Source organism: Cytobacillus sp. FSL W7-1323, from assembly GCF_038595015.1.
GTDB lineage: Bacteria > Bacillota > Bacilli > Bacillales > Cytobacillaceae > Cytobacillus > Cytobacillus kochii.
Map to the genome: position 1 here is coordinate 726,407 of NZ_CP151998.1, position 22,756 is coordinate 749,162.

Below are 22,756 nucleotides of genomic sequence, written 5' to 3' on the forward strand. Positions count from 1 at the left end.
TAGAAATGATTCTTGTCCATGTGGTAGTGTGGGGAAATATATATAGTTGTTGCAGAAGAACAGCATCGATGTAATGTTTCTGTTATTAGGATTATAAACGGTAGATTTGAATGGACTTGTAAAGGTTTATAAAAGCATAGATTAGAATCTCTATTTCCCTATTTTTCTCTCATTAAATTTTGTTAAATATAATATTTTTTAAATTCATAAATCTAAAACAAATAAGTTCAACCAGTAATTTCTGGCTGAACTTATTATATAGCCCCCTATAGTTGAATAATACATCTATTTATACTCTGTTAGGTTTTTCTTCATAAGTGTGGCAACTTGTATATTGTCATGTTGAGAAGTATTTTCTAGATGTTTTATAATTAATTTTTGGCGTTCAATAGGATGGTTTTGACTTAATTTTGCTTTTGCCTCAATTCTCGTAATTTTTAGTTTGAACGCTACAATTCCCTTACTCATTCCCTTTATAAAACTAGATTCAACATTATTTAAATTATAAATGCTATCCGGGGATTCGTATTTGTTTACTAAATCATTTAAAGAAGAGTATATTTCCTTATAATCTTCGACAATTTCCACCTTTCCAGATATATGAATTGATACATAATTCCAAGTGGGTACTGCTTTCGTTGTTTCGTACCAAGTAGGAGAAATATAACAGTGAGGACCTTGAAAAACCGCAAGTATTTGCTGGTCATCAATATCTTTCCATTGTTCATTCGCACGTGCAAAATGACCATATAAAGTATCTCTAGATTCATTTAACATAAGTGGAAGGTGTGTAGCAAATGGTTCTCCATTATGTTGAGAAAAAAACGTTGCAAACCCATTTTTTTCGATAAAATCATAAATTACTTCTTCATCTTCAATTTTAAAATATTTAGGGATATACATACTTATCCACCTTTCAAGAAGTTTATTTGATTGTTTTTGTCATTATAAGATCGATTTGCTCTTCATCTCCCATATAAAACGAGTGAGATCCATTCTGGACAAAACCTAATTTGTGATAAAAATTAATGGCATTTTCGTTCTTTTCCCATACCCCTAACCAAATTTCCCTTTTATTGGATGTTTCAGCAATATCTATTGCTTTATTTAATAGTATTGTTCCCAGCCCAAGCTTTTGAAATTTTTTTCTGATATAGATTCTTTCAATCTCAAGTGCTTCCTTTCCCATAGCTTCGGTTTGTGCATCATTCTCATTCACTTTTAAATAACCAGCTTTTTCATCATTCAAATATATAAAATAGTACTGAGATGAAGGGTTAAGCAATTCTTTTTCTAATTGCTTGAAATTAAATGCACTTTCCAAGTAGATTTTCATATTTTTAGGTGAATTTTGATCTTTAAACGTATCATTAAAAGTTTCATATCCGATTTCTTGTAGTTTTTGCAAATCAACCAAATTACATTTTCTGATATTTATTTTCATTACATTTTGGCTCCCTAAAAAATTTAATAGTTCCGTTTGTTCCCTTTCTTCACAAACTCCCAATCTTTTTCTACATTTTTTCTAACTCTCTGAAGAATGTTAAAAATAGTCTCTACTTCTTTCTTCGAAAGTCCCTCTAAAGCTATTTGATTGGAATAGTTATTTTCCTTCTTAATTACTGGAAACACTTGTTTTCCTTTTTTTGTCGGATAAAGTTTTTTTATTTTTTTGTTATGGGCATCATCCTTTTTTTCAATAAATCCGTTTATTTCAAGCTTTTTTATAGCACGAGCTGCTGTTGTTCGATCTACTTTTATCATTTCTGCTAACTTCTCTTGTATGATTCCTGGATTTTCACAGATTCGCACTAGATAGAGATATTGCCCTTTTGTAAGTTCATATTCTTTAAATTCTATATTACTAATTGAATCTAATGCTCTTGCAATCATTCCGATTTCCCTGAGGATTTCCAATGCAATCATTCCTTTTTTATTGTACAAATATTATTTAAATTCTACCCCATAAATGTTGCAATTACAACATTTTTTTATTTTTGAGCTATAATCCTTCAGGAAAACATCACAATGGACAAATCCACCGGCCAACTGTAATGGAATAGTGATTCCCCTTCTTATTAGCTGTTTCAAATTTGTAGTTACTTTCGGAAGATTGTATAATTAAAACAATACTGGTTTTTTGAAAACAACAGGAATTGGTGAGAAAAAACAATTGATTCCTAGTGATTTTTGCTTTATTCTAATAAATATAGGCTTTCTAGGGTTCCGCTTTATTAAAAGGACTGGTCCGAGAGAAAGCGCAAAGCTTAAAAGCTTTGTTCACGGAGGGATAAAAGCCCGGGAGATATCACAAATATTTGTGGTATTTCCCGGGCTTTTTTGTATTTTTATGATTCCTTCTAGGAACAATAAAAAAAATTTGAAAGAGGTGTTTTTATTCATGTGGTTATTAGTAGTAATTGCTGCAATCTTTGAAATTGGGTGGGCAACCGGATTAAAATATGCAAATGATCCTTTGACATGGTCATTAACTATTATAGGTATTGTTGTTAGCTTTAGCTTATTAATTGTATCATCAATCAAATTACCTACTAGTACTGTATATGCTGTATTTGTTGGACTAGGTACTGTTGGTACAGTATTTGTAGATGTAATATTTTTCGGGACATCGTTAAATTTAGGTGCAATCCTGTTTGTTGCACTTTTATTAATAGGTGTAATTGGATTAAAAATGGTCACTGGAGAAAAGAAAGAAGTAAAGGGGGCAGGTAAGTAATGAGTTGGGTTATTCTTATTCTTGCAGGTATCCTTGAGGTAATAGGTGTTAATGGTATACAAAAATATACTAAAGGTAATACAGTAATTGGAATTATTTTTATTGTATTTGGATTTAGCATTAGTCTATTTTTATTAGGAATTGCGATGGAAAGTATCCCTTTAGGAGTTGCATATGCAGTTTGGACTGGAATGGGTACAGTTGGTAGTGCAGTTGTTGGAATGGCTTTTTATAATGATTCAAAAGATATTAAAAGAATAGTTTTTTTAGCCTTAATTATTATAGCTGTTGTGGGTTTGAGGGTTGTAACTATTTGAAAATTTTATCAAAATATATCATATTTCCTGTCAAATTTACAATTATCGCTTTCAAAAAATAGATGTTAGACAAGGTTTTTACACTATATATTGCATTTAAGAAGTCCAAAGTTAGAACAATAGGGCATGAGGAAGAGATAAATAATAATTTGTTGGAAATTTCCAGACATATAAAAGTAAATACAACACCTAACTAAGTCCCTTAAACGAAAATTGGGAAGGGGGTGAATATTATGCACCACAAAACACCATTAGTTGAAATTATGGGGTTAACCTTTAACTTGTCAAATATTTTAATGATTACTGTGTCTAGTGCTATCGTATTCTTAATTGCTGTAATTTCCACACGCCGTCTGGCGATGAAACCTACAGGAATGCAGAATTTTTTTGAATGGATTATGGATTTTGTTAAAAACATAATTAAAAGTAACATGGCATGGAAGGATGGAGGGAGATTCCATGTATTAGGGATTACCCTTCTCATGTATGTGTTCGTTTCAAACATGCTAGGTCTCCCATTCGCAATAGTATATGGAGATACCTTATGGTGGAAATCACCAACAGCTGATCCGGTAATTACATTGACTTTGGCAGCAATGGTGGTTGGTCTATCGCATTACTATGGAATAAGGGTGAAAGGGTTAAAAGGATATTTTAAGGACTTTTCCAAACCAATGTGGTTTTTGTTCCCTTTAAAAATTATCGAGGAATTTGCCAACACATTGACGTTAGGTCTTCGTCTTTACGGTAACCTTTATGCGAAAGAGATTCTACTCTCGCTATTGGTTGGTTCACTTGCGACTGGAGTTGCGGGGACCCTTGTCGCGGTTCTACCAACATTAGTATGGCTTGGGTTCTCTGTATTCCTCGGTAGTATCCAAGCATTTATTTTCTGTATGTTAACAATGGTTTATATGTCTCATAAAGTAAGTCGAGACCATTAAAATATACCTGTTTATAAACAAAACCTTATTGTTTTTAAATTAGGGGGAGTCTGTTTTTTTAGCCAATAAATTTAATATATCCCATTTATGATGGGCAGGATGCAAGTTTACATGTCTGGGAATCTATAGTAGAGGGACTTTTTTTAATAGTTATTGCAAAGGGAAAAATAGTAATCTTAGTTTTAGTAATCTTAGTTTCTTAGAGAACTAGTTTTATCCACAGACTAAACAATAATTAAGGAGGATAAAATTTTGAAAAAACCTAATGATATTATTTTAAAGGGTGTAACAAAAATTGCAGTTGTTATTCTATTTACCTTTGCCATTAGCCTCTTTTTTTCAGGACATCATAATACTGGAGGTGGCTTTATAGCAGGGCTTACAATTGCTTCTGCTATAACACTTTTATTTTTAACACACGATTTAGATAGAGTAAGAGCATATTTCCCCTTTGATTTTAAGGTGATAAAGGCAGTAGGTGTATTAATCCCTCCGGTACATCTTAAAAAAATTATAAAAAAAGAATCTGATAAATAGGTTACTGAAGTTGAATATATTTTCAAATCTCTCTTTTATCAACAATCCGAAGTACTAAAGTCAAATATTAATTCAACTACAGCCACATTAGCATTTCTTACATTATTATATGGACTACTTGCAGAACAATTATATGGTGAGTCAGAACGTCTCGATGAGAAAATATCTGAATCTTTGCATGTTTTTTGACAAGGTATAAGCACAAATAGAGAATAAAAAACAATGACCTTTGGAATTTTCAACAATATAAATTTTGACTAATTTAGTCGCCACAAGGAGACTTCACCTGAAACAGGCTTTGGCTCTGGAATGGTATCGTGAGGTGAAGTTCTATTAATTATTGCTGCAACTGGATTAAGCAGCGGACTACTTGTGCAAGAATATTACACAACAATTATTATTTCAATTATTCTAACTACATTAATTGCTCCTCCATTACTAAAAATCTTCTTCCAACTTGATTCACGAAAAAAGCTAAAAGAAAGTAATTTAAATGAGGATGGGACATAACTAGCGTCAAATAATTAAAAAGAGAATTTGAGTGCACTCAAATTCTCCTTTTTCTATTCTTTAGTTCGTTTAGTAATAAGATTCCATTTTTTTTAAAAGTAGGATTAGCTGTCGCTTAAAATAGTTTATAAAAGCATGGATTTTCCGTTCAAAATGTCCATGCTTTTGCAATCAATCTTATTTAAGTTGATTAATACTACTTATCTTCACGTAGTAAGTAGTTGTTACCGTCTTGGTCTTTAAATGAGAACATTGTACCAAAAGGAAGTCTTTGCATTTCATCTACTTCTACTCCATTTTGGTTCATTTTTTCGTAAGCTGATTCTATATCAGTTGTGCTAAAAAGAATAGAAGGGTGAGAAATAGCTGAAGGGTTTTGTTGTTCCATTGCTGACTTGGAGTAAAGAACAAGTGTTGTAAATTCGTCTTCACTTGGACCGACTTCTATCCAAGACATGTTTGGTCCCATAGCTTGTTCAAATTTTAAGACAAAACCAACTTTGTTTATCCAGAAGTCTTTCGCTAGTTCTTGGTCTTTTACATAAACAGTTACCTTACCAATTTTGTTAATCATAGAAAACTCCTTTTTTTATTTATTACTTTAATCCTAGTAATTTTATCATTTAATTTTAGCAATACCAATTTTTTTCATTTCCTTTTATGCTGTTCCAATTCATTTGATAGGAAAAAGGATGTTGTATTAGGATTTAAATATCACATATTGTCTCCATGATTGTCTTTAGCTAGAAGGTATTACTGATGGAAAATAGAAATATTATGTAATCTATTAAAAGGGGGAGACACGATGAAACTAGGAGCATTTTCTATTAGTTTAAATGTAAAAGATATTCATCGATCAAAAGCATTTTACGAGGATTTAGGATTCAAAACGCTAGGAGGGGACATTAATCAGAATTGGCTTATATTGAAGAATGAACAAACGGTCATAGGTCTCTTTCAAGGAATGTTTGAAAAAAATGCCCTTACATTTAATCCAGGGTGGGATAATAACGCTGAAAATCTAGAAGATTTTACAGATGTGCGAGAACTCCAAAAAGAATTGAAAGAAAAAGGAGTAAAATTAATACAAGAAGCCGATGAATCAACAGAAGGACCGGCATTTATTACTCTGGAAGATCCAGACGGCAATCCAATCTTAATTGATCAACATCGATAAGGAACTCATCTGAAAAAAATCACACCGAAAAATAGAAAGAAAAGGTGCGATGAAAAAATACCTTTTCTTTCTGGTGAGATTAGTCTATTTCGCATTTGCATCTGGTTGATGAATACCGAAATTCCTTCTGTATCTTTTTATTACCCCTGCCAAACACTGCACCTTCTTCTATATAAAAAGGAGCAACACTATCGGCTGAGATAAAAAAGAAGTGAATGAATGTAAGTAAACATCTGCATCTTTTACATGGCCTATAGAAAGCCAATGCAGCCAATTTCGCTTTTTTAAATATAAATTAAATTTATTATTAAAGTACCTCAATCTTATTATCGCTTAACAGCTAGGAGTCGAAATTCCCTCTGAAACCACTCAGTCCTATGATCCTTCCTTTAGCCACGATCCCTTCGTTAGCTTTTCATCAATAAAATCCAAAACAGATTGTAATTGATTCATCTGATTTTTTACTTTCTCCTTATGTTGAAGCATACCTGATATCATTTCTGGGGTCATATTGCTTGTTTTAGATATATCAAGATAAAATTTTATTTCTTCTAAACTAAGATTTGCCCTCTTCATACAGATAATTATTTGTAGCCTTTCCATATCGGGTGGTGAAAAGACCCGATGTCGATTCGGAAGCCGTTGTACCTTTGGAAGCAAGCCAGCTTTCTCATAATATCTAATCGTATCAATGCTTAACCCGGTAAATGTACTTGCCTGTTTAATTGAATACATACGTCTGCCCCCTTTTCAATTAATTATAAAACATGAAGTTAACTTCATGTAAAGCTGCTAATTACTATTGACATGGAGTTAACTCCAGGATCTATACTACATTCATTCACTTAATGGGAGGCAATAAAATGATTCATAAAAAAAGCAAGACTGCGCTTGTTACAGGAGCAAACAGCGGAATAGGACTGGAGCTAACGAAGAAATTACTTGAGAAGGGTTGGCAGGTTGCTGCTTTCATTCGTTCTGATTTTCCAGAAGAAGAGGTAGAGATTCAACAAAGAATTCGTCTACAGGATATAAGGATTTATCGCGGGGATATATCAGATTTTGCCCAACTTAAATCTGCATTGTTACAAATAAAAGAGAATGAAACAAAATTAGATGCTCTCTTCAATAATGCTGGAGGCAGTTTCTCAAACCTTCGCTTTTCATCTCAAGGACGTGAGCTTCATTATGAAATACAGACAGTTGTTCCTTTCATCATTACCATGGAACTGCTTAATCTTCTAAAAAAGGGAAATCCGGCTATCGTCATCCAAACGAGTTCAGATGCATTTAAGTTTAAAAAATCTTTCGTTCCAGAAGAGTTGGCACAACCGTCAAAATTTCAGAAACTGATTGGTCCCTATGCATCCTCAAAATTGGCAATCACTTTATGGACATATGCATTGGCATCAGAACTAAAGAGAGAGAATGTCACAATAATCAGCATTGATCCAGGCAATAACAATACAATGCGAAAGGGTAAAAATGGGGGGCTGCCACTAATTTTTCAGCCTTTCATCCATTTTTTTGGTCCACATCCTAGTGTAGGGGCAAGCCGGTTGTATGCTGGATTGAAGAGTTCACCGGAAGAGGCTGGATTGTACTTTTCAAAAGAAAAACCAGCTGAGTTTAAATTTAAGCAGCACGCACCTAAAGTTTTATTACAGGTAAAATCTATCTATGAAAATGAGTTCTTATCCCTGTAATTTATACATGTAGATTGATATAGTGAAATATTTCCTATTCGTTGTTAAATGGAAGGATAGTTAGAATATAAATCGAATGAATTAATAAAAAATATAAAGGAAGAAACAACAATGAATCATTCGTTGTTTGTTATAAGAAAAGCGGTCCTTGAGGATGCCGTGGGCATAGTAAAAGTGTTGGCGCAGCACCTATTTTCCCACAAGAATATCTAAATAGACTTTGATATGAAAAGAGGGGAAAATTAGGATATACAATATTCCTCTTGGTCGCGTATTGAGTTGAATAAGAAATCAAATAATCCGAAAATTGGTGAAAATTCCCTAACAAAGGACCGATGAAGAATTAAGACTGAAAGTATACGTGTGTTAACGGCAGGAGTTGAATAGAACTATGGAAAATATATTCATTATAAGGTCAAAATTAGTTTGATCATTAGTTTTGATGTAGATAGCATAAGGGTGTAAGCATCTAATTATTCATCTCCGCCTTATAATTCTCAATTGATATGGCAGTACAAAACCATAAACAATAAAATAAAACAAAATAGAGAAAAAATTAAACCATCCTTTTTCTATCATGTAACCAAAGTATTCTATTCCAATTTCGATACCAAATGAAATGAGGGTGAAGAATATGACTAATATCCATTTGTTTTTCTTATTTGAGAAATTTAAGAAGATACAAGCTAATGATGAAGGGATGAAGGTAAAAGAGAGAATATCTCCGAGTCCTAGCTTTTTAGGGGAACCTAAATCAACTAAGTCGAAAACGCGTAAAATAAATGCATCCATGATCCATGTTGCAAACCCAACAATACAAAAAATGATATATAATTCTGTTCGATTTATTCTCTTTTTGGGCATGAGGTTAAGGATAAATAATAGCGCGACAACAACGATGATTGTAAACCATAATCCTTTTGCTCCAAGGTCTAAGTTACTAAGTGCAGTAGAAAGCATGGTATCTCCTCCGAAAATTACTAAAACTTAGTATGCGTATTAAAGGATGGAAAATACATACATTCTAGATACAGTATGTTGGAAATAAAGGAAACCGATGATGACAATATGTGTGAATGGAGAGCAGAGAAATGGAACTCATGTTAGGATCAGGAATTCTTCTTAGCTACATGTATGCAGTATATTTTCTATTTAATCAGTTACCAAAGGTCATTGCCAGAAGAAATACTGATTTTGTGAGGCAAATTCTGTCTTCTTGGATCATTGTCGTTATTTCTTCCTTCATACTTGCTCAAATGACCAAGGGGCGTCTAGCAGTGTCCATCCTATTCGATGGTATTTTTTACTTTTCTATAGTCATTACTTTAGGCTTGTTTTATTTGTTTGTTATCATAAGGAACGTTAACCTCTTACTCTATAAGAAAATAATCAATAAAATCCAAGTAAATATGAAACAATAGTTCCATTTAGAGTAAGCGGAACTTAAAAGAAGCGAACTTTTTTGCAATTAGTAACGGATTACGACTGCCGTCCAATATATAAAGCTCATAAAGACAAAAACACTTATAAAGGTGAAAACGGCAGAAGGTAATTTTTTATACGTAAATATAAGGAACCAGCCAACGATTATATGGATTAGTAAAAAGATGAGTATCATGGCATTCGACTTCCTTTCGATAAAAATATTGGTGCAAGCTCATAGCACTTCTGATCCTCGTCCCTAGCCTTTTTTATAGTCCAGCGCTCTCTAATTCACTAATGGTGGTAAATATACGAGAATATATGTCTTTTACATGTTCCACTTTTAATTCATCGTTATATAATCCATACCCTACACTATTCACTGCATCTTCTTCTTTTGAGGGGAGAATGCCGACCGCATAGTTTACGCCAGGCGACCATTGCCAGTCTTTGTTGAATGTATTTTCTTCTATATAAAAAGGAGCAACACTATTGGCTGAGATAAAAAAGAATGGAATGGTTGAATGTAAGTAAACATTGGCATATTGTTTTTTAGACGCTTCTGTTAGGTTTTCTTCAGTAACGATCACGGCATCAAGAGAACGTTTGGTTGTTTCTAGTTCATTAAAGGACATTTCAATGAATTTGATGGTGTCTTCTTTTATTTCAGGTGTTTCCCCAATTACGGCAATCTTTAAGGTGCTTCCTTTATAAACATCAAAGCTAGGTGTATCGCTACAGGCGCTAAGTAATACTATAAAGCTGAAGATGAAAATAGTTAAAGAACTTCTTCTTTTCATACATACTCCTCCTCTTATAATTGAATATTAGCATAATATTCCATTTTTATTAAAGGGATATTTAAAATATAAAACGAATTACTTAATGAACATACATAGAGGAGGAGAAAACCTTGAACCATTCTTCATTTATCATTAGAAAAGCGGTTATAGAGGATGCAATGGGCATCGCAAGAGTACACGTCGATAGTTGGCGTAGCACCTATGCTACCATTTTCCCACAAGAATATCTAAATAGACTTTCGTATGAAAAGAGTGAAAAATTGTGGTTAAACAATATTCCTCTTGGTGGCGTATATGTGGCTGAAAATGAGGTTGGTGAAATCATTGGATTTTCTTCGGGTGGGGAAGAGAGAAGTGGGAAGTACAACGGTTTGGATGGCGAACTTTATGCGATTTATTTAATAGAAAAGTATCAAAGAAAAGGAGTGGGGTCGGCACTGTTTGCAGCCGTTACTACTGAACTGAAACAAAAGGGATATCAAGGGATGCTTGTCCTAGTTGTGGAGGATAATCACTCTTATCGATTTTATGAAGCCCTTGGTGGTGAAAAGATTGATTCTATTGAAATGAGTATGGCTGGTGAGAAATATGGGGAGATTGTGTATGGATGGAGAGATATTACTCCTTTGACATTAGAAATCAATAAACGTTTTACATATCGTTAAAGTGAGATTCATACTCAATTGTTATCTTATTGATAGCGGGGATAGCATCAGTGGCTATCAGTACATTTGGCGAAGGAGGAGCCAAATGTTTTTTTTGATTATTTCTAAAGAGAAAAATTACCATATTTACTGTATAATAGGCTTATATAAATAGAAGGTGGGATAGTGATGTCTTATCCAGTGAGAGTGAGGGCATGTGCGCTAATCATCGAAAATGATTCAATTCTTTTGATTGAATATGAAGATGAGAGAGGCATTCATTATAATTTGCCTGCAGGGGGCGTAGAACCGAATGAATCAGTCATTGAAGCTGTAAAGCGAGAAGCGAAAGAAGAAGCATCAATTGACGTGAAAGTAGGTCCTTTAGCATTTATATATGAGTATGCTCCGCACTTGAATGCGAATAAATACGGTGATATTCATTCGTTGCAGTTAATTTTTGAATGTACCCTTACCGATGAATCTATTCCTAAACAACCAAAGTATCCTGATCCTAATCAAACTGATGTAAAATGGATTGAATTATCCGAATTAAATAACATCTTACTTTTCCCCCATTTAGGAGAACATATTCTTACCTATCATCAACAGAAAAGAAATATCGGATTAATAGAAGAACAAACGCTAAGTTGATAGGAGGAGAATCTTGAAAAGAAAGATATTCGCAAAATTTGTTACTAGAATCATTATGAAAGTAAGAGGTTCAATATTTAAATGAAGTACAAAAAAACGACTGTCATAGTTAGTGTCATTTTGGTTAGTGTCGTTTGTGTGATGTTATTTAACTTTCTAAAGAAAGATGTCTGGGATGTGAATGCTGAGTTATTGAAAGAAGAGGTATTGTCCATTGAGTCATCTGTAGAAGAAGTAAATTTATTGGATATCACACCATTTGAGTGGGATAAGGTTTATTTCTTTGAGCCTTATACTCAGAAAGAGTGGATATATGAAACGGTAGGATATAAATGGGATACTATTAGTGAAACAGTAAACGAAGGAATGAACCAAATAGTATTTATAAAAAATAATCAAGTGGTTTGTTATGTATATGGATACCCAGAAAATAACGGATACGGCATTTCTATGAGTGAAAAAACGACTCAAGTCCCTGGTGGCTTTCTCCTTAAAGCGGATGAACAGCGCCCATTTGAAGTGGTAAGGCATGGTGGTGTGGTCTATTTAAAAAGCAACTAGCAGATTTAATGTAGATAAAAGGAGAAAATGAAATTGATTACATCTGGAGAAGTTCAATTAGGGTTATATCGTGAGGAACACTTAGAAATATTAAATAGATTCGTATTACCGGAAAATCAAGCGAAGTTCACAGCATTACCAAAGGAAAAAGTAGCTGTTTCTGATGGGCAATATCGAGTAGTTATCCTTTCAAAAGATCTACCAGTAGGCTTTTTCCTGCTACACAGTACAAAAAGGGTAAGTGAATATACTACTAATTATCATGCTATGTTATTGACAGCCCTTTCTATAGATTACAAACATCAGGGCAAAGGGTATGCTAAGCAAGCGATGGTCGATTTAAAAGCGTTTATTACCACCCATTTTCCCGATTGCAATGAGTGGTTTTGGCGGTCAATCATAAAAACTTTCCCGCACAGCAATTGTACTTAAAAGTTGGTTTTGTTGATACTGGTGAGCGGAAAATAGGAAAAATTGGCGAACAGTTTATATTGAAATTAGAAATGAAGTAATTGACCATGTTCATCTCAAACCACCTTCTTATTTTGAAGGAATACTAGCGTTTCTGTTTATGCAGAAACGCTTTTCTTTATTGTAATAAAACCTGCGCGAATGATGGGGTCTATAAGATTAAAACGTTAATGTGTTCGTCTCGATTTTCTTTCTCAATATTGCACTAGAAAAACCAATAGTATATTGTTCTCTTAAGTTATTTGGTTTATCAACTTAATCGATTCAACAAACAATTGGAGGAATTTAGCTGAATGAATAAACAGGTCCAACTGAATAAGATTAAAGAGGATTTTATTCTAAGTCAAAAGGTGCTATCAGCCATTGGTGATGAAACGCGTCAATCAATATTATTAGTGCTTATGGGGACGGATTGTGAAACGGGAATGCGCGTGGGTGAGATTACTAATCAAACGCATCTTTCAAGACCTGCCGTTTCTCATCATCTAAAGATCTTGCGTGAAGCTGGAATCATATTAATGCGTAAAGAAGGCACAAAGAATTTTTATTATATAAATGTACGAACAGAATTAGGGTTATTAAAAACGCTTGTAGGGGATATTGAAAAATTCATGGATGATTTTTATAGATAATGAAGGAAAAGGAGGATGAAATATGAGAGCAATGGTTATTGATCAATATGGAAAAGTGCCCATGCAATTGGTAGATATGTCTATACCAGAAATGAGTGATCATGAGGTACTCGTAACCATTTATGCCGCTAGTTTTAATCCCATTGATTTTAAGATCCGGGATGGGAAAGTGAAACTATTAGTTAAATATAGTATGCCACTTATATTAGGTAATGATTTTTCTGGTGTTGTTACAAAAGTCGGTAAAAAAGTGACGCGTTTTAAAATAGGTGATGAAATATATGGCCGCCCCCGCAAGAGTAAAATTGGCACTTTTGCGGAATACCTTGCCATTCATGAAGATGACATTGCATTAAAGCCAAGAAATTTGACCTTTGAAGAAGCAGCATCAATTCCGTTGGTAGGGCTAACTTCTTATCAAGCGTTAATAGATATTTTACAATTGCAAAAGGGTCAAAAGGTGTTTATTCAAGCTGGAGCAGGTGGAGTCGGCACCTTTGCTATTCAGTTGGCAAAAGAAATGGGTGCTACCGTGGCAACGACTGCGAGTCAAGCTGGTGAAGTTTTAGTAAAATCTCTTGGAGCCGATATCATTATCAATTACAAGACGGAACAATTTGAAGAGATACTGAATGACTACGATGCAGTCTTTGATACGCTTGGCGGAGAAATATTAGAAAAATCTTTTGAAGTGGTAAGGCCTGGAGGAAAGATTGCTTCCGTTTCGGGACTACCCAATGCTCGCTTCGGTAAAGATTATGGCTCAGGTTTTTTTAAGACGTTATTGTTTTCCGTGGCAAGCCATAAACTTACGAGTCTTGAAAAAAAATATCAGGTTCATTATACTTTTTTATTTATGAAACCAAGTGGCAAACAATTAAAAGCCATCGCAGACTTGATTGAGGCTAGTAAAATAAAGCCGATCATAGATAAAGTATTTTCATTTGACGATGCACAAAAAGCGATGGAATATGCAGAATCAGGGAGGGCAAAAGGGAAAATCATATTAAAAATTAAATAGGTGCTAAATATTCTTTTAGTGACTGTAAAAAACTAGTCCCTCACATATGGAACTAGTTTTTCCCTTTCTTAAATCGTATTTATTTGTCCGTTCTCTCTTAGAATGGAGAGGGAAGAATTTTCATTTGAAGCTATCCATTCTCAATTGAAGACTCTTTTTTTCTATTTTATAGTTTATTTCACAATAATGTAATATTTAGTTGAAAACGTATACATTTCTTATATAGCCTATATTTAGCGTTGATTCCTTATAATATTTAACCGATTAGGAATGATTGATATAAATTAATTCATGCGCTTTAATTGACAAATATAATATTAGTAATATAATAATAATCAATGCTAATTAATAATAATTATAGATTATGAATGTGATCATTCTGTTAATCTATGATTAAATTTAAACAACTTTTAGGAGGACTACAACATGTCATTAATAGGAAAAGAAGTATTACCATTTAACGCACATGCATATAGAAATGGAGATTTTATTGAAGTATCTGAAGCAGATCTTAAAGGTCATTGGAGTGTCGTTTGTTTCTACCCAGCTGACTTTACATTTGTTTGCCCAACAGAGCTTGAAGATCTTCAAGATCAATACCCAGCTCTACAAGAACTAGGTGTAGAAGTATTCTCTGTTTCAAGAGACTCTCACTTTACTCATAAAGCATGGCATGATACATCAGAAGCAATTGGTAAAATCACATATACAATGATTGGTGATCCATCACATACAATTTCTCGTAACTTCGATGTTCTTATTGAAGAATTAGGTCAAGCAGATCGTGGTACATTCATTATCGATCCAGATGGTATCATTCAAGCAGTTGAAATCAATGCAGATGGTATTGGTCGTGACGCAAGCATTCTTATCGATAAAATTAAAGCAGCTCAATATGTTCGTTCTAATCCAGGCGAAGTTTGCCCGGCAAAATGGAAAGAAGGATCTTCTACACTTAAGCCAAGCCTTGATTTAGTCGGCAAAATTTAAGGAGTGGAACCCCATGATATTAGAAGCAGAAATTAAAGAGCAACTCCATCAGTATCTTCAACTGATGGAGGGCGATGTATTACTGAAAGTAAGTACCGGAGACGATGACGTATCAAAAGATATGCTTTCTCTCGTTGATGAACTTGCAACAATGTCATCTAAAATTAAGGTAGAAACAGCTACATTAAAAAGAACACCAAGCTTCAGCGTGAATCGCATGGGTGAAGATACAGGTGTAGCTTTTGCTGGTATTCCTCTTGGTCATGAATTTACTTCCTTAGTATTAGCCTTATTACAAGCAAGTGGCCGCGCGCCAAAAGTAGATGATAAGGTGATGGAACAGGTAAAGAATATTCAAGGAGAGTTTCATTTCGAAACTTACGTTAGTCTGACATGCCATAATTGTCCTGATGTGGTACAGGCCTTGAATATCATGAGTGTGTTAAACCCAGGCATTACACACACAATGATCGATGGCGCGGCTTTTAAAGAAGAAGTCGATAGCAAAAACATCATGGCCGTACCAACTGTTTTCCTTAATGGAGAAGTGTTTGGCAGTGGACGTATGACTTTAGATGAAATTTTAGCGAAGATGGGTAGCACAGAAGATCCAGCCGAATTTTCTAATAAAGATCCATTTGATGTACTAGTTGTTGGTGGTGGCCCAGCAGGTGCGAGTGCAGCGATTTATGCTGCTCGTAAAGGTATCCGTACTGGAGTTGTTGCTGAGCGATTCGGTGGTCAAATCATGGATACGTTAGGTATCGAGAACTTTATCGGTACGAAGTATACAGAAGGTCCTAAGCTTGCAGCTAGTCTTGAAGAACATGTGAAAGAATACGATGTCGACGTGATGAATCTACAACGCGCGAAAAGCTTACAAAGAAAAGAACTCATTGAAGTGGAATTAGAAAACGGTGCAGTTCTTAAGAGTAAGTCAGTCATTCTTTCCACAGGTGCAAGATGGAGAAACGTTGGCGTACCTGGTGAAGCAGAATTCAAAAATAAAGGTGTCGCTTACTGTCCACATTGTGACGGCCCATTATTCGAAGGAAAAGACGTTGCGGTCATCGGTGGCGGTAATTCAGGTATCGAGGCAGCAATCGACCTAGCGGGTATCGTTAAACATGTAACAGTTATTGAGTTCGGTGCAGAACTAAGAGCCGATTCGGTCCTACAAGAACGTCTGTATAGCTTACCGAATGTAAAAGTGATTAAGAACGCACAAACAACAGAAATCACGGGTACAGATAAAGTGAATGGTATCACTTATCTAGACCGTGAAACAGAAGAAGTACACCATATTGAACTTCAAGGAATCTTTGTTCAAATTGGTCTTGTTCCAAACACGGATTGGTTAGGCGATACGATTGAGCGCACAAGAACAGGCGAAATCGTCGTCGATAACCATGGTGCAACAAACGTCCCAGGCGTATTTGCAGCAGGTGACTGTACGAACAACCCGTACAAACAAATTATAATTTCTATGGGATCAGGTGCCAACGCATCATTAGGTGCATTTGATTATCTGATTAGGAATTAATATATATTTGCGGAGAAAGGTCAAGTGAGTTGAAACTCATCTTGGCCTTTCTCTTTTTTTATGGAGTGGATGTATTAATATTGTTTGGGCTGGTTCAATCATGCAATTAAAGAAAAAGGGTTTTGCTCGTACATCTAGAGTAAAATCATCAAAGATAGCCGAACAAAAAGTTTTCATTCTTTCCTATTTAGGCCTTATTTGTTGACTAAGCGTTTATCAGCTAGGTTATTTTTACAATTTTTACATATATTTTGATACAATTATAGTGAGATCAAAGTATTTCTAGAGGGTGGATGACTATAAATATGTGGAGGCCTTTTTACGCTAGTGGTGTAGATTTAAAATAAAATCGCGACGTTTGTAAAAAAGATGCGAAGATTTACCCCTTTGAATATGCATTGTCCGAAGAGGGATTTTATGGTGAAAATAACATGACGATCTTCAACAATCGGGCCATTTTATTGAATGAACTAGGTTAAAATTGAATCAATTTAAAAGCAAAAGAAAGGGGGATTATAATATGGGTTTAGCATTGGATATTGCGCGTGCCATATTGCCTCTTGTAATAGTGGGTGGGATTGCAGTATTTGTAATTCTGAGAATGAAGCATAAATATGAGAAAGGCACCCTGGGTAAGAAAAAAACGAAAGACGCTCAAAATTTATTGGATAGCTTAATACCATTCGGAATGATGATTGGTTTTGCTATTGCTATATTTTTAAGTATATTTTCACCAATTTCCTTACTATCTGCAATGACTTGGGGACCTGGAATAGGTTTTTTATTTGGATATTTTGCGTATGAAATTTATAGCAAAAAAGAAGAGAGTCATTCGTAATAACTGTCTTCCTGAAAAGGGTGCAGTTTTGGAATAACCTGTATAACATGAATACTTTTTAGTCAGATGTTCTGATACGAAAGGAGGTCTATGACTTGAGTAAATATGTCAAATACTCAGTAGTTATTGGTATCATAGCTTTTGTTTTGGCTTTGGTCTTATTCTCAACAATCGATTCTCCGTACCCATACCTTGGTGGTCTTGTTGTAGCGTTTATTATATTTGAAATCAGTTTTTTTCACTTATTTGGAAAGGAAAGACAAAAAATAAACTGTAAAATGACTCTTGGGACATTTAAGCAAACGGGCGCATTTCAGGAGTAAGAATTAGCCTATTCGTTTTTATATCTGTATTGGATCTCTCGTTGTTTTTGGATAATTATGTTAAAATAGATGAAGGTTATGAAATTTGTGCACTTAAACTCTAGAGCAAGTTTCTATTTTAAGTGAAGATACCTATTTTATTAAAAGGTCAGGGTTTTTAGGTAATAGCAATTTTGTGCCTAATATAGTTTTTATAACTTGAGGATGGATGATTATGGCATTAATAATCTTGTTATTATTTATTTTGACAGTTGTTATCATAGGAAGGCTTTATAAAGCTAAAGAGGTTATTCGTAAACTTTCTTGGTGGGAACGTATTTATACGGTTATATTATATGTTGGATTATTTGGTGGTTTAATTATAGGGATGTCTGAATTAAAGGATTGGGTACGGCAATTCGATTTAATTTGGATATATGAATTTAGCATTCAACTTATCTTATTATTAATAGGTATTTGGATTGTTACCAGCATTTTAAGTAGATTATTACCTGAAGGTATAATGAAAAATCTGTAATGTTGAAATTGAGGATGATTGCATAGCAAGAACAGTCGCTTGTTGTATTAAAGGGATTTGGTTAAAGTTCCATTTTAAATGTTAGCTGTCCATGTTCTAATAACAATCTTCAAGAATCGGGCGTAATTCTTGAAGACTGGAATTGTGCCTTTTTCAGTAATGGGCCATTTAATGGAGCAAGAATTATCGAGTAAACGGGACAGTCTGATAATGAATTTGAATAATTCTGAATTTTCTATAGTAAAATGAGGAAGGTAATTGATACAGAAAGGAAGCTTTATATGAACAAATATAAGATAATTTTATTTGATTTAGATGGAACACTTTCAGACCCAAAAATAGGTATAACTAAATCTGTTCAATATGCGTTAAAGAAAATGGACATTGATGAACCTAATATCGATAAACTTGAATGTTTTATCGGTCCACCACTTCAAGTGTCATTTGCTGAATATTACGACTTTGATGAAGGGAGTACACAAAAGGCAATTCATTTTTACAGGGAAAGGTTCAAGGATAAGGGTATGTTTGAGAATGACCTATATTCGGAAATTCCTTTTCTACTAAAATCATTAAAAGAACAACAATATATTTTAGTTGTTGCAACTTCAAAGCCTACTGTATTTTCTGGACAAATACTAAAGTATTTTAACATTGACCATTATTTTGATCTTGTTGTTGGAAGTAATCTAGACGGAACACGAACATCAAAAACTGAAATTATTCAATACATACTTGATAAGTACAATGAGCATAGGCTAGATGATTTTATTATGATTGGTGACAGAAAACACGATATGATTGGTGCAAATAATATTGGTATTGACTCTATCGGAGTAACTTATGGATATGGTTCATTTAAAGAATTAAGTGATACTAACCCTACACATATTGTTAATTGTGTTGACGAGATAACAGATATTTTAATAGCAAGTAAAGTTGGATAAATAACGAAATTATATTTCCGAAATAAGGAATTGGCAGCTATTCTGCATGAAAAGGGTGCTTTTCTTAGGTTATAAATCGTTTTATTTTCTTTTGTATATTAAAAAATAGTTGACCAATATGAATACAAGGTGATTAATCATGAGTGATTATCAATGGGTAGGAAGCCAAAAACATTATGTAGATGAAGTTCACACTGAATTGTTGAACAACGATATTGTAATAGGTCATTTTGGTGGTAACTCTTCAACTGGGCAATTTAAGAATGAAGATGGATGTTTAATTTGGGTTAATCAAGAAGAAGATTGGGAGTTTGTTATTATTCTTGATGCTCACAATACAGCACAAAGTGCAGAATTAGTTCTTAAAACCTTTGAAAAAGAAAGAGACTCAGTGCAACAAATCTTAAAAATGCAGACAGTAGAAGCTTTCGACACCATATCCACCTTCATTCTAAATATTTTTAAGGGTCAAAGCTTTCGAGAAGCTAATCAAAATGTCCAAGGAGAAACTGCTTGCCTATTTGTTGTTAGGAAAGGAAAATTCCTTTGGTGGCTGTCGATAGGAGATTGCATTCTTTATTTGTTTCATCCTGAACTTAAAGCACTAGGAGAATTTCAACAGAATCATAGAAGTTTTTATGAGTGGGTAGGACAAAAGAATACTTTTAATTTAGCTGTACCTTGTTACAGTTCTGGAAGGAAAGAATTACGGAAAGGAGAAAATCATATTTTCTTAACAACAGATGGGCTTATTGAGTGCCCAAATACTAATTTTGACAACCCATTTGAAATATTTAATACCTTCGAAGGGATAACCAATCAATATGGTGTTAAAAGATTATTAGAAGAAATTAAGGAAAATAATGTACGTGATAGTACAACAATAATTTCATGGAAAGTAACTATCAACAATTCAGCTACTTTACCTAGTGATATTCCGCAATAGGGCGCGATTGTTGAGCATCACAGGTAGAAAATGATCAAACTTTTTTATAAAAACCAAACTTAAATCTGCTAAAGAAGAATCCTTTTTGATCAATCTTTTGTTCAAATGGATTCTATTTATTTATCGTAAAATAAGGATTTGCGAGGTATTTTTGCTAAAACTTTATTCAAAGCTACAAGTGGTATCGTGTTAGAGAAATTAACAAAAGAAGATGTATTGAAAGCTGAGGAGCATTTTGGTGTGAAATTACCAAGGGAATATGTGGATTTACTTCATATACAAAATGGCGGCTACCTTTTGAAAGATAGCATCAACATAGACATAGAGATAGATAATGGGCATACGCTTCCAATTGATTATCTCCTCGGTATTAAAGAAAACAAAAGGTATCATGGAGACGAAGTGTCTATTTAATGAATGGGAAATTGATCATAATCATCTTATCGTTATTTCTGGCGAAGGCCATTATTTATTGTGTTAGATTATAGTAAGAATCAACATAATCCCAATGTCGCTTATTTAAATTCTGATTCAGGTGAGCTAATCGAGTTATTCCCAACATTTAATGAATTTATGAACGAGCTCGTACCAGAAGATGACGAAATTTTATATGACCATGAAGAAGAAGAGATCAATCAATTCCTGCGTAATCCTAATTTAGTACATGCTAAAAAGCTGGTAAACTCGGATAATGAAGATTTAATATATCAAGGAATAGAATGTTGGGGTCAAACAGGCAAAGATAAAAGTGAATTCAATCGTCTATTGTTTCACATTGTTCAGCACACTAAATTTTTGTCAGTTCAAGCATTAGTATCGGAGATATTATGGAGAAAAGTAGCATCGGAAGAGATAAAAGAAAAGTCTGCCATTCAGGCGGTTATTGATAGTATTCCAGATTCACCGTTAGATTTAGTGAAAGAATATAAACAAAAAATAGTTGAAGAATTGAATGGATGATTGTTTCCTCGTTCTTATTGTATAAGTGATTAGTTGATGTATATACGAGGGTCCCACTCCACAAGTGTCACCGAATTTATGGAGGGAAAAGGAATGTGCGACGTTGTATAGCCACTTGAAATTGTATGTTAAGCTTAATTGTACATACAAGTAAGAAACGTTACTATCAATATAAAAGGAGCAATTAAAATGGAAGCAGCAAAACAATGGCTTGCTATCCCTAAACATACTAGAGAAATGCTCGTAAGAAATGTATTTTGTAGCAATTGTGGGGAAACGGAGATTGTGAAATACACGATTGAATCGGGTGATTATGGACCTATATTAAAAGGAAAATGTAAAACTTGTGGCACTGAAATTGCTCGTGTAATTGAGTAGTGCTAAGCATGGAGGGGTGGTCTTAGGTAGACTGTCCTTTTTCTTTGATATACGTTGATTTCAACATAAGTGGATTGCATAGCAATGACAATGTTAAAATAAAACAATGGCTTTAATACTACATAGCAAAGTCTGTTGAGATAGGAGCGATAATTATGGTTGATAATAATGATCTTTTAATCCGATTGCGATATGCGTTGGATATTAAAAATAGTGAAATGGCAGAGATTTTCAAACTAGGTGAGGAAGAGGTTACAGTGCCAGAGGTGGTGAAGATTCTTAAAAAGTTTGATGAAGATGAGGTGGAAAACCGAATTGAATTAACTGATGCGATGTTGAATTCGTTCTTAAATGGCCTCATTATTTATAAAAGAGGAAAACAAGAACCGAAACCCGGGCAAGCGAATACACCGGACCCGTCGATCACGAGCCATCGACATATCAATAATATCCTCTTAAAGAAAGTCAAAATTGCCTTGGCATTAACAACAGAGGATATGATTGATATCTTTAGAAAAGCGGGGCTCAACGTTTCAAAAGGAGAAATAGGCGCTTTTCTTAGAAAAGAAGGACATAAAAATTATAAAGTGTGCTTAGATCACTTTGCTAGGAACTTTTTGAAAGGTTTGACTGTTAAATATAGGGAAGCATGATATAAAAAAAGCAGTGGGAGTAATCCTGCTGTTTTTATTTTGTTCAAAAATAAAATAAATTAAATAAATATAGCTAAAAAATTAATTATATTAATTTATATATTAATATAATTAATATATAATCAAATAAAATTAAATGAAGGGAGTGCGTTATGGCTTATAAAGTGATTACGAGTTGCCCTGTATGTAGTGAAACATTGAAAATTACTAAATTGCAGTGTGCACATTGCCAAACGACGATTGAAAATGAGTTCGAATTATCTAAGTTAGCGTCTTTGTCTAACGATCAGTTGCATTTTGTGGAAGTGTTCTTAACTTGTCGAGGTAATATAAAAGAGGTTGAAAAGGAATTGGGGGTTTCTTATCCGACAGTTCGCAGCAAGCTTTCAGATATCATTTCATCACTTGGTTATAAACAGTCTAAGAAGACTGAAGTGGATGAGAAAAAGGTCATCTCGATGTTGGAAAACGGTGAAATAAATTCAGACGAAGCAATTAAGCTCCTAAGAGGAGAATAAGGAGGCG

The 22,756-nt window shown here is 34.0% G+C and carries 31 protein-coding genes, 2 pseudogenes and 1 riboswitch; of the genes and pseudogenes, 26 read left to right on the top strand and 7 right to left on the bottom strand.

Annotated elements, in window-relative coordinates; all coding sequences use genetic code 11:
* Positions 1-285 precede the first annotated feature (285 nt).
* The 3 genes from MKX67_RS03785 to MKX67_RS03795 are packed head-to-tail and all read right to left on the bottom strand — an operon-like array spanning position 286 to position 1,893.
* On the bottom strand, positions 286-903 hold the full coding sequence (locus tag MKX67_RS03785) for an FMN-binding negative transcriptional regulator (protein ID WP_307315083.1): 618 nt from the start codon (positions 901-903) through the stop codon (positions 286-288).
* A gap of 22 nt (positions 904-925) precedes the next feature.
* A complete protein-coding gene (locus tag MKX67_RS03790) occupies positions 926-1,444 on the bottom strand; it encodes a GNAT family N-acetyltransferase (protein WP_342488872.1) in 519 nt (172 codons plus the stop codon).
* Between the two features lie 23 nt (positions 1,445-1,467).
* Positions 1,468-1,893 carry a MarR family transcriptional regulator gene (locus MKX67_RS03795; RefSeq protein ID WP_342489251.1) on the bottom strand — a complete coding sequence of 142 codons (426 nt, stop codon included), beginning with the start codon at positions 1,891-1,893 and terminating at the stop codon, positions 1,468-1,470.
* A 314-nt stretch (positions 1,894-2,207) separates the two neighbouring features.
* A riboswitch (guanidine-I (ykkC/yxkD leader) is annotated at positions 2,208-2,307 on the top strand.
* Between the two features lie 94 nt (positions 2,308-2,401).
* Here MKX67_RS03795 and MKX67_RS03800 point away from each other — a divergent pair.
* The 5 genes and pseudogenes from MKX67_RS03800 to MKX67_RS03820 form a co-directional block, all read left to right on the top strand.
* A complete protein-coding gene (locus MKX67_RS03800) occupies positions 2,402-2,737 on the top strand; it encodes a multidrug efflux SMR transporter (RefSeq protein ID WP_328199743.1) in 336 nt (111 codons plus the stop codon).
* Positions 2,737-3,054, top strand: coding sequence for a multidrug efflux SMR transporter (locus MKX67_RS03805; RefSeq protein ID WP_328199744.1), 318 nt, complete (start codon positions 2,737-2,739; stop codon positions 3,052-3,054). The genes MKX67_RS03800 and MKX67_RS03805 overlap by 1 nt, the downstream gene beginning before the upstream one ends.
* Before the next feature lie 233 nt (positions 3,055-3,287).
* Positions 3,288-3,998, top strand: a complete 711-nt coding sequence (gene atpB, locus MKX67_RS03810; protein WP_342488873.1) for a F0F1 ATP synthase subunit A — start codon at positions 3,288-3,290, stop codon at positions 3,996-3,998.
* Between the two features lie 252 nt (positions 3,999-4,250).
* Positions 4,251-4,535, top strand: a complete 285-nt coding sequence (locus MKX67_RS03815) for an MnhB domain-containing protein (RefSeq protein ID WP_342488874.1) — start codon at positions 4,251-4,253, stop codon at positions 4,533-4,535.
* Positions 4,536-4,835: 300 nt separating this feature from the next.
* Positions 4,836-5,045 (top strand): annotated as a pseudogene (locus tag MKX67_RS03820) (sodium:proton antiporter); the annotation flags it as partial.
* 196 nt (positions 5,046-5,241) lie between these two features.
* On the opposite strand, the gene MKX67_RS03825 reads toward MKX67_RS03820, so the two are convergent.
* Complete coding sequence (locus tag MKX67_RS03825) at positions 5,242-5,619, bottom strand: VOC family protein (RefSeq protein WP_328199747.1); 378 nt, start codon at positions 5,617-5,619, stop codon at positions 5,242-5,244.
* 231 nt (positions 5,620-5,850) lie between these two features.
* Here MKX67_RS03825 and MKX67_RS03830 point away from each other — a divergent pair, with 231 nt between their 5' ends.
* Positions 5,851-6,222, top strand: coding sequence for a VOC family protein (locus tag MKX67_RS03830; protein WP_224934413.1), 372 nt, complete (start codon positions 5,851-5,853; stop codon positions 6,220-6,222).
* Between the two features lie 375 nt (positions 6,223-6,597).
* Here the strand turns inward: MKX67_RS03830 and MKX67_RS03835 are convergent, their stop codons facing one another.
* A complete protein-coding gene (locus tag MKX67_RS03835; RefSeq protein WP_342488875.1) occupies positions 6,598-6,957 on the bottom strand; it encodes a MerR family transcriptional regulator in 360 nt (119 codons plus the stop codon).
* A gap of 128 nt (positions 6,958-7,085) precedes the next feature.
* Here MKX67_RS03835 and MKX67_RS03840 point away from each other — a divergent pair, with 128 nt between their 5' ends.
* Positions 7,086-7,928 carry an SDR family NAD(P)-dependent oxidoreductase gene (locus MKX67_RS03840; RefSeq protein WP_342488876.1) on the top strand — a complete coding sequence of 281 codons (843 nt, stop codon included), beginning with the start codon at positions 7,086-7,088 and terminating at the stop codon, positions 7,926-7,928.
* Between the two features lie 477 nt (positions 7,929-8,405).
* On the opposite strand, the gene MKX67_RS03845 is transcribed toward MKX67_RS03840, so the two are convergent.
* The gene (locus tag MKX67_RS03845; RefSeq protein WP_342488877.1) at positions 8,406-8,888 is read right to left on the bottom strand and encodes a hypothetical protein; all 483 of its coding nucleotides are present in this window, start codon (positions 8,886-8,888) and stop codon (positions 8,406-8,408) included.
* 131 nt (positions 8,889-9,019) lie between these two features.
* Between MKX67_RS03845 and MKX67_RS03850 the strand changes: the two genes are divergently transcribed.
* Positions 9,020-9,349 (top strand): hypothetical protein, encoded by a 330-nt coding sequence (locus tag MKX67_RS03850; RefSeq protein WP_340977872.1) that lies wholly within the window; start codon positions 9,020-9,022, stop codon positions 9,347-9,349.
* Positions 9,350-9,619: 270 nt separating this feature from the next.
* Here the strand turns inward: MKX67_RS03850 and MKX67_RS03855 are convergent, their stop codons facing one another.
* Positions 9,620-10,150 carry a hypothetical protein gene (locus MKX67_RS03855; RefSeq protein WP_340977874.1) on the bottom strand — a complete coding sequence of 177 codons (531 nt, stop codon included), beginning with the start codon at positions 10,148-10,150 and terminating at the stop codon, positions 9,620-9,622.
* A gap of 113 nt (positions 10,151-10,263) precedes the next feature.
* On the opposite strand from MKX67_RS03855, the gene MKX67_RS03860 reads away from it, so the two are divergent.
* The 18 genes and pseudogenes from MKX67_RS03860 to MKX67_RS03945 all read left to right on the top strand — a co-directional run bounded on the left by MKX67_RS03860 (position 10,264) and on the right by MKX67_RS03945 (position 22,749).
* Positions 10,264-10,818, top strand: a complete 555-nt coding sequence (locus MKX67_RS03860; RefSeq protein WP_342488878.1) for a GNAT family N-acetyltransferase — start codon at positions 10,264-10,266, stop codon at positions 10,816-10,818.
* A 168-nt stretch (positions 10,819-10,986) separates the two neighbouring features.
* Positions 10,987-11,451 carry an NUDIX domain-containing protein gene (locus MKX67_RS03865; protein ID WP_340977876.1) on the top strand — a complete coding sequence of 155 codons (465 nt, stop codon included), beginning with the start codon at positions 10,987-10,989 and terminating at the stop codon, positions 11,449-11,451.
* A gap of 81 nt (positions 11,452-11,532) precedes the next feature.
* Positions 11,533-12,012: a hypothetical protein gene (locus tag MKX67_RS03870; protein WP_328199752.1), complete on the top strand. Its 480-nt coding sequence runs from the start codon at positions 11,533-11,535 to the stop codon at positions 12,010-12,012.
* A gap of 27 nt (positions 12,013-12,039) precedes the next feature.
* Positions 12,040-12,524, top strand: a pseudogene (locus MKX67_RS03875) (GNAT family protein).
* Between the two features lie 252 nt (positions 12,525-12,776).
* The gene (locus tag MKX67_RS03880) at positions 12,777-13,115 is read left to right on the top strand and encodes a metalloregulator ArsR/SmtB family transcription factor (RefSeq protein ID WP_095370570.1); all 339 of its coding nucleotides are present in this window, start codon (positions 12,777-12,779) and stop codon (positions 13,113-13,115) included.
* A 22-nt stretch (positions 13,116-13,137) separates the two neighbouring features.
* Positions 13,138-14,136, top strand: coding sequence for an NADP-dependent oxidoreductase (locus tag MKX67_RS03885; protein WP_342488879.1), 999 nt, complete (start codon positions 13,138-13,140; stop codon positions 14,134-14,136).
* 426 nt (positions 14,137-14,562) lie between these two features.
* Positions 14,563-15,126 carry an alkyl hydroperoxide reductase subunit C gene (gene ahpC / locus MKX67_RS03890; protein WP_095370569.1) on the top strand — a complete coding sequence of 188 codons (564 nt, stop codon included), beginning with the start codon at positions 14,563-14,565 and terminating at the stop codon, positions 15,124-15,126.
* A gap of 13 nt (positions 15,127-15,139) precedes the next feature.
* Positions 15,140-16,669: an alkyl hydroperoxide reductase subunit F gene (gene ahpF, locus MKX67_RS03895; protein ID WP_307315039.1), complete on the top strand. Its 1,530-nt coding sequence runs from the start codon at positions 15,140-15,142 to the stop codon at positions 16,667-16,669.
* Positions 16,670-17,189: 520 nt separating this feature from the next.
* Positions 17,190-17,507, top strand: a complete 318-nt coding sequence (locus tag MKX67_RS03900) for a hypothetical protein (RefSeq protein ID WP_095370567.1) — start codon at positions 17,190-17,192, stop codon at positions 17,505-17,507.
* A gap of 95 nt (positions 17,508-17,602) precedes the next feature.
* Positions 17,603-17,830 carry a hypothetical protein gene (locus tag MKX67_RS03905; protein ID WP_342488880.1) on the top strand — a complete coding sequence of 76 codons (228 nt, stop codon included), beginning with the start codon at positions 17,603-17,605 and terminating at the stop codon, positions 17,828-17,830.
* A gap of 214 nt (positions 17,831-18,044) precedes the next feature.
* A complete protein-coding gene (locus tag MKX67_RS03910) occupies positions 18,045-18,347 on the top strand; it encodes a hypothetical protein (protein ID WP_095370565.1) in 303 nt (100 codons plus the stop codon).
* A 281-nt stretch (positions 18,348-18,628) separates the two neighbouring features.
* A complete protein-coding gene (locus MKX67_RS03915; protein WP_307315035.1) occupies positions 18,629-19,294 on the top strand; it encodes an HAD family hydrolase in 666 nt (221 codons plus the stop codon).
* Positions 19,295-19,433: 139 nt separating this feature from the next.
* Positions 19,434-20,240, top strand: coding sequence for a protein phosphatase 2C domain-containing protein (locus tag MKX67_RS03920; protein ID WP_095370563.1), 807 nt, complete (start codon positions 19,434-19,436; stop codon positions 20,238-20,240).
* A gap of 186 nt (positions 20,241-20,426) precedes the next feature.
* Positions 20,427-20,654 carry an SMI1/KNR4 family protein gene (locus tag MKX67_RS03925; protein ID WP_342488881.1) on the top strand — a complete coding sequence of 76 codons (228 nt, stop codon included), beginning with the start codon at positions 20,427-20,429 and terminating at the stop codon, positions 20,652-20,654.
* A 60-nt stretch (positions 20,655-20,714) separates the two neighbouring features.
* Entirely contained in the window at positions 20,715-21,200 is a 486-nt protein-coding gene (locus MKX67_RS03930) for a hypothetical protein (RefSeq protein ID WP_342488882.1), read from the top strand.
* Positions 21,201-21,389: 189 nt separating this feature from the next.
* Positions 21,390-21,578, top strand: coding sequence for a hypothetical protein (locus tag MKX67_RS03935; protein WP_095370561.1), 189 nt, complete (start codon positions 21,390-21,392; stop codon positions 21,576-21,578).
* A gap of 155 nt (positions 21,579-21,733) precedes the next feature.
* Entirely contained in the window at positions 21,734-22,231 is a 498-nt protein-coding gene (locus MKX67_RS03940; protein WP_342488883.1) for a DUF1456 family protein, read from the top strand.
* Positions 22,232-22,383: 152 nt separating this feature from the next.
* A complete protein-coding gene (locus MKX67_RS03945) occupies positions 22,384-22,749 on the top strand; it encodes a DUF2089 domain-containing protein (protein WP_322910147.1) in 366 nt (121 codons plus the stop codon).
* Positions 22,750-22,756: the final 7 nt, after the last annotated feature.

What these genes read in the sequence shown, in the direction of transcription:
- MKX67_RS03845 (WP_342488877.1), bottom strand. Translation starts at nt 8,888, where the DNA reads ATGCTTTCTACTGCACTTAGTAACTTAGACCTTGGAGCAAAAGGATTA.
- MKX67_RS03885 (WP_342488879.1), top strand. Translation starts at nt 13,138, where the DNA reads ATGAGAGCAATGGTTATTGATCAATATGGAAAAGTGCCCATGCAATTG.
- ahpC (WP_095370569.1), top strand. Translation starts at nt 14,563, where the DNA reads ATGTCATTAATAGGAAAAGAAGTATTACCATTTAACGCACATGCATAT.
- MKX67_RS03795 (WP_342489251.1), bottom strand. Translation starts at nt 1,893, where the DNA reads ATGATTGCAAGAGCATTAGATTCAATTAGTAATATAGAATTTAAAGAA.
- MKX67_RS03805 (WP_328199744.1), top strand. Translation starts at nt 2,737, where the DNA reads ATGAGTTGGGTTATTCTTATTCTTGCAGGTATCCTTGAGGTAATAGGT.
- MKX67_RS03880 (WP_095370570.1), top strand. Translation starts at nt 12,777, where the DNA reads ATGAATAAACAGGTCCAACTGAATAAGATTAAAGAGGATTTTATTCTA.
- MKX67_RS03830 (WP_224934413.1), top strand. Translation starts at nt 5,851, where the DNA reads ATGAAACTAGGAGCATTTTCTATTAGTTTAAATGTAAAAGATATTCAT.
- MKX67_RS03915 (WP_307315035.1), top strand. Translation starts at nt 18,629, where the DNA reads ATGAACAAATATAAGATAATTTTATTTGATTTAGATGGAACACTTTCA.
- MKX67_RS03785 (WP_307315083.1), bottom strand. Translation starts at nt 903, where the DNA reads ATGTATATCCCTAAATATTTTAAAATTGAAGATGAAGAAGTAATTTAT.
- atpB (WP_342488873.1), top strand. Translation starts at nt 3,288, where the DNA reads ATGCACCACAAAACACCATTAGTTGAAATTATGGGGTTAACCTTTAAC.
- MKX67_RS03855 (WP_340977874.1), bottom strand. Translation starts at nt 10,150, where the DNA reads ATGAAAAGAAGAAGTTCTTTAACTATTTTCATCTTCAGCTTTATAGTA.
- MKX67_RS03940 (WP_342488883.1), top strand. Translation starts at nt 21,734, where the DNA reads ATGGTTGATAATAATGATCTTTTAATCCGATTGCGATATGCGTTGGAT.
- MKX67_RS03790 (WP_342488872.1), bottom strand. Translation starts at nt 1,444, where the DNA reads ATGAAAATAAATATCAGAAAATGTAATTTGGTTGATTTGCAAAAACTA.
- MKX67_RS03825 (WP_328199747.1), bottom strand. Translation starts at nt 5,619, where the DNA reads ATGATTAACAAAATTGGTAAGGTAACTGTTTATGTAAAAGACCAAGAA.
- MKX67_RS03850 (WP_340977872.1), top strand. Translation starts at nt 9,020, where the DNA reads ATGGAACTCATGTTAGGATCAGGAATTCTTCTTAGCTACATGTATGCA.
- MKX67_RS03945 (WP_322910147.1), top strand. Translation starts at nt 22,384, where the DNA reads ATGGCTTATAAAGTGATTACGAGTTGCCCTGTATGTAGTGAAACATTG.
- MKX67_RS03935 (WP_095370561.1), top strand. Translation starts at nt 21,390, where the DNA reads ATGGAAGCAGCAAAACAATGGCTTGCTATCCCTAAACATACTAGAGAA.
- MKX67_RS03900 (WP_095370567.1), top strand. Translation starts at nt 17,190, where the DNA reads ATGGGTTTAGCATTGGATATTGCGCGTGCCATATTGCCTCTTGTAATA.
- MKX67_RS03920 (WP_095370563.1), top strand. Translation starts at nt 19,434, where the DNA reads ATGAGTGATTATCAATGGGTAGGAAGCCAAAAACATTATGTAGATGAA.
- MKX67_RS03840 (WP_342488876.1), top strand. Translation starts at nt 7,086, where the DNA reads ATGATTCATAAAAAAAGCAAGACTGCGCTTGTTACAGGAGCAAACAGC.
- MKX67_RS03910 (WP_095370565.1), top strand. Translation starts at nt 18,045, where the DNA reads ATGGCATTAATAATCTTGTTATTATTTATTTTGACAGTTGTTATCATA.
- ahpF (WP_307315039.1), top strand. Translation starts at nt 15,140, where the DNA reads ATGATATTAGAAGCAGAAATTAAAGAGCAACTCCATCAGTATCTTCAA.
- MKX67_RS03865 (WP_340977876.1), top strand. Translation starts at nt 10,987, where the DNA reads ATGTCTTATCCAGTGAGAGTGAGGGCATGTGCGCTAATCATCGAAAAT.
- MKX67_RS03800 (WP_328199743.1), top strand. Translation starts at nt 2,402, where the DNA reads ATGTGGTTATTAGTAGTAATTGCTGCAATCTTTGAAATTGGGTGGGCA.
- MKX67_RS03835 (WP_342488875.1), bottom strand. Translation starts at nt 6,957, where the DNA reads ATGTATTCAATTAAACAGGCAAGTACATTTACCGGGTTAAGCATTGAT.
- MKX67_RS03870 (WP_328199752.1), top strand. Translation starts at nt 11,533, where the DNA reads ATGAAGTACAAAAAAACGACTGTCATAGTTAGTGTCATTTTGGTTAGT.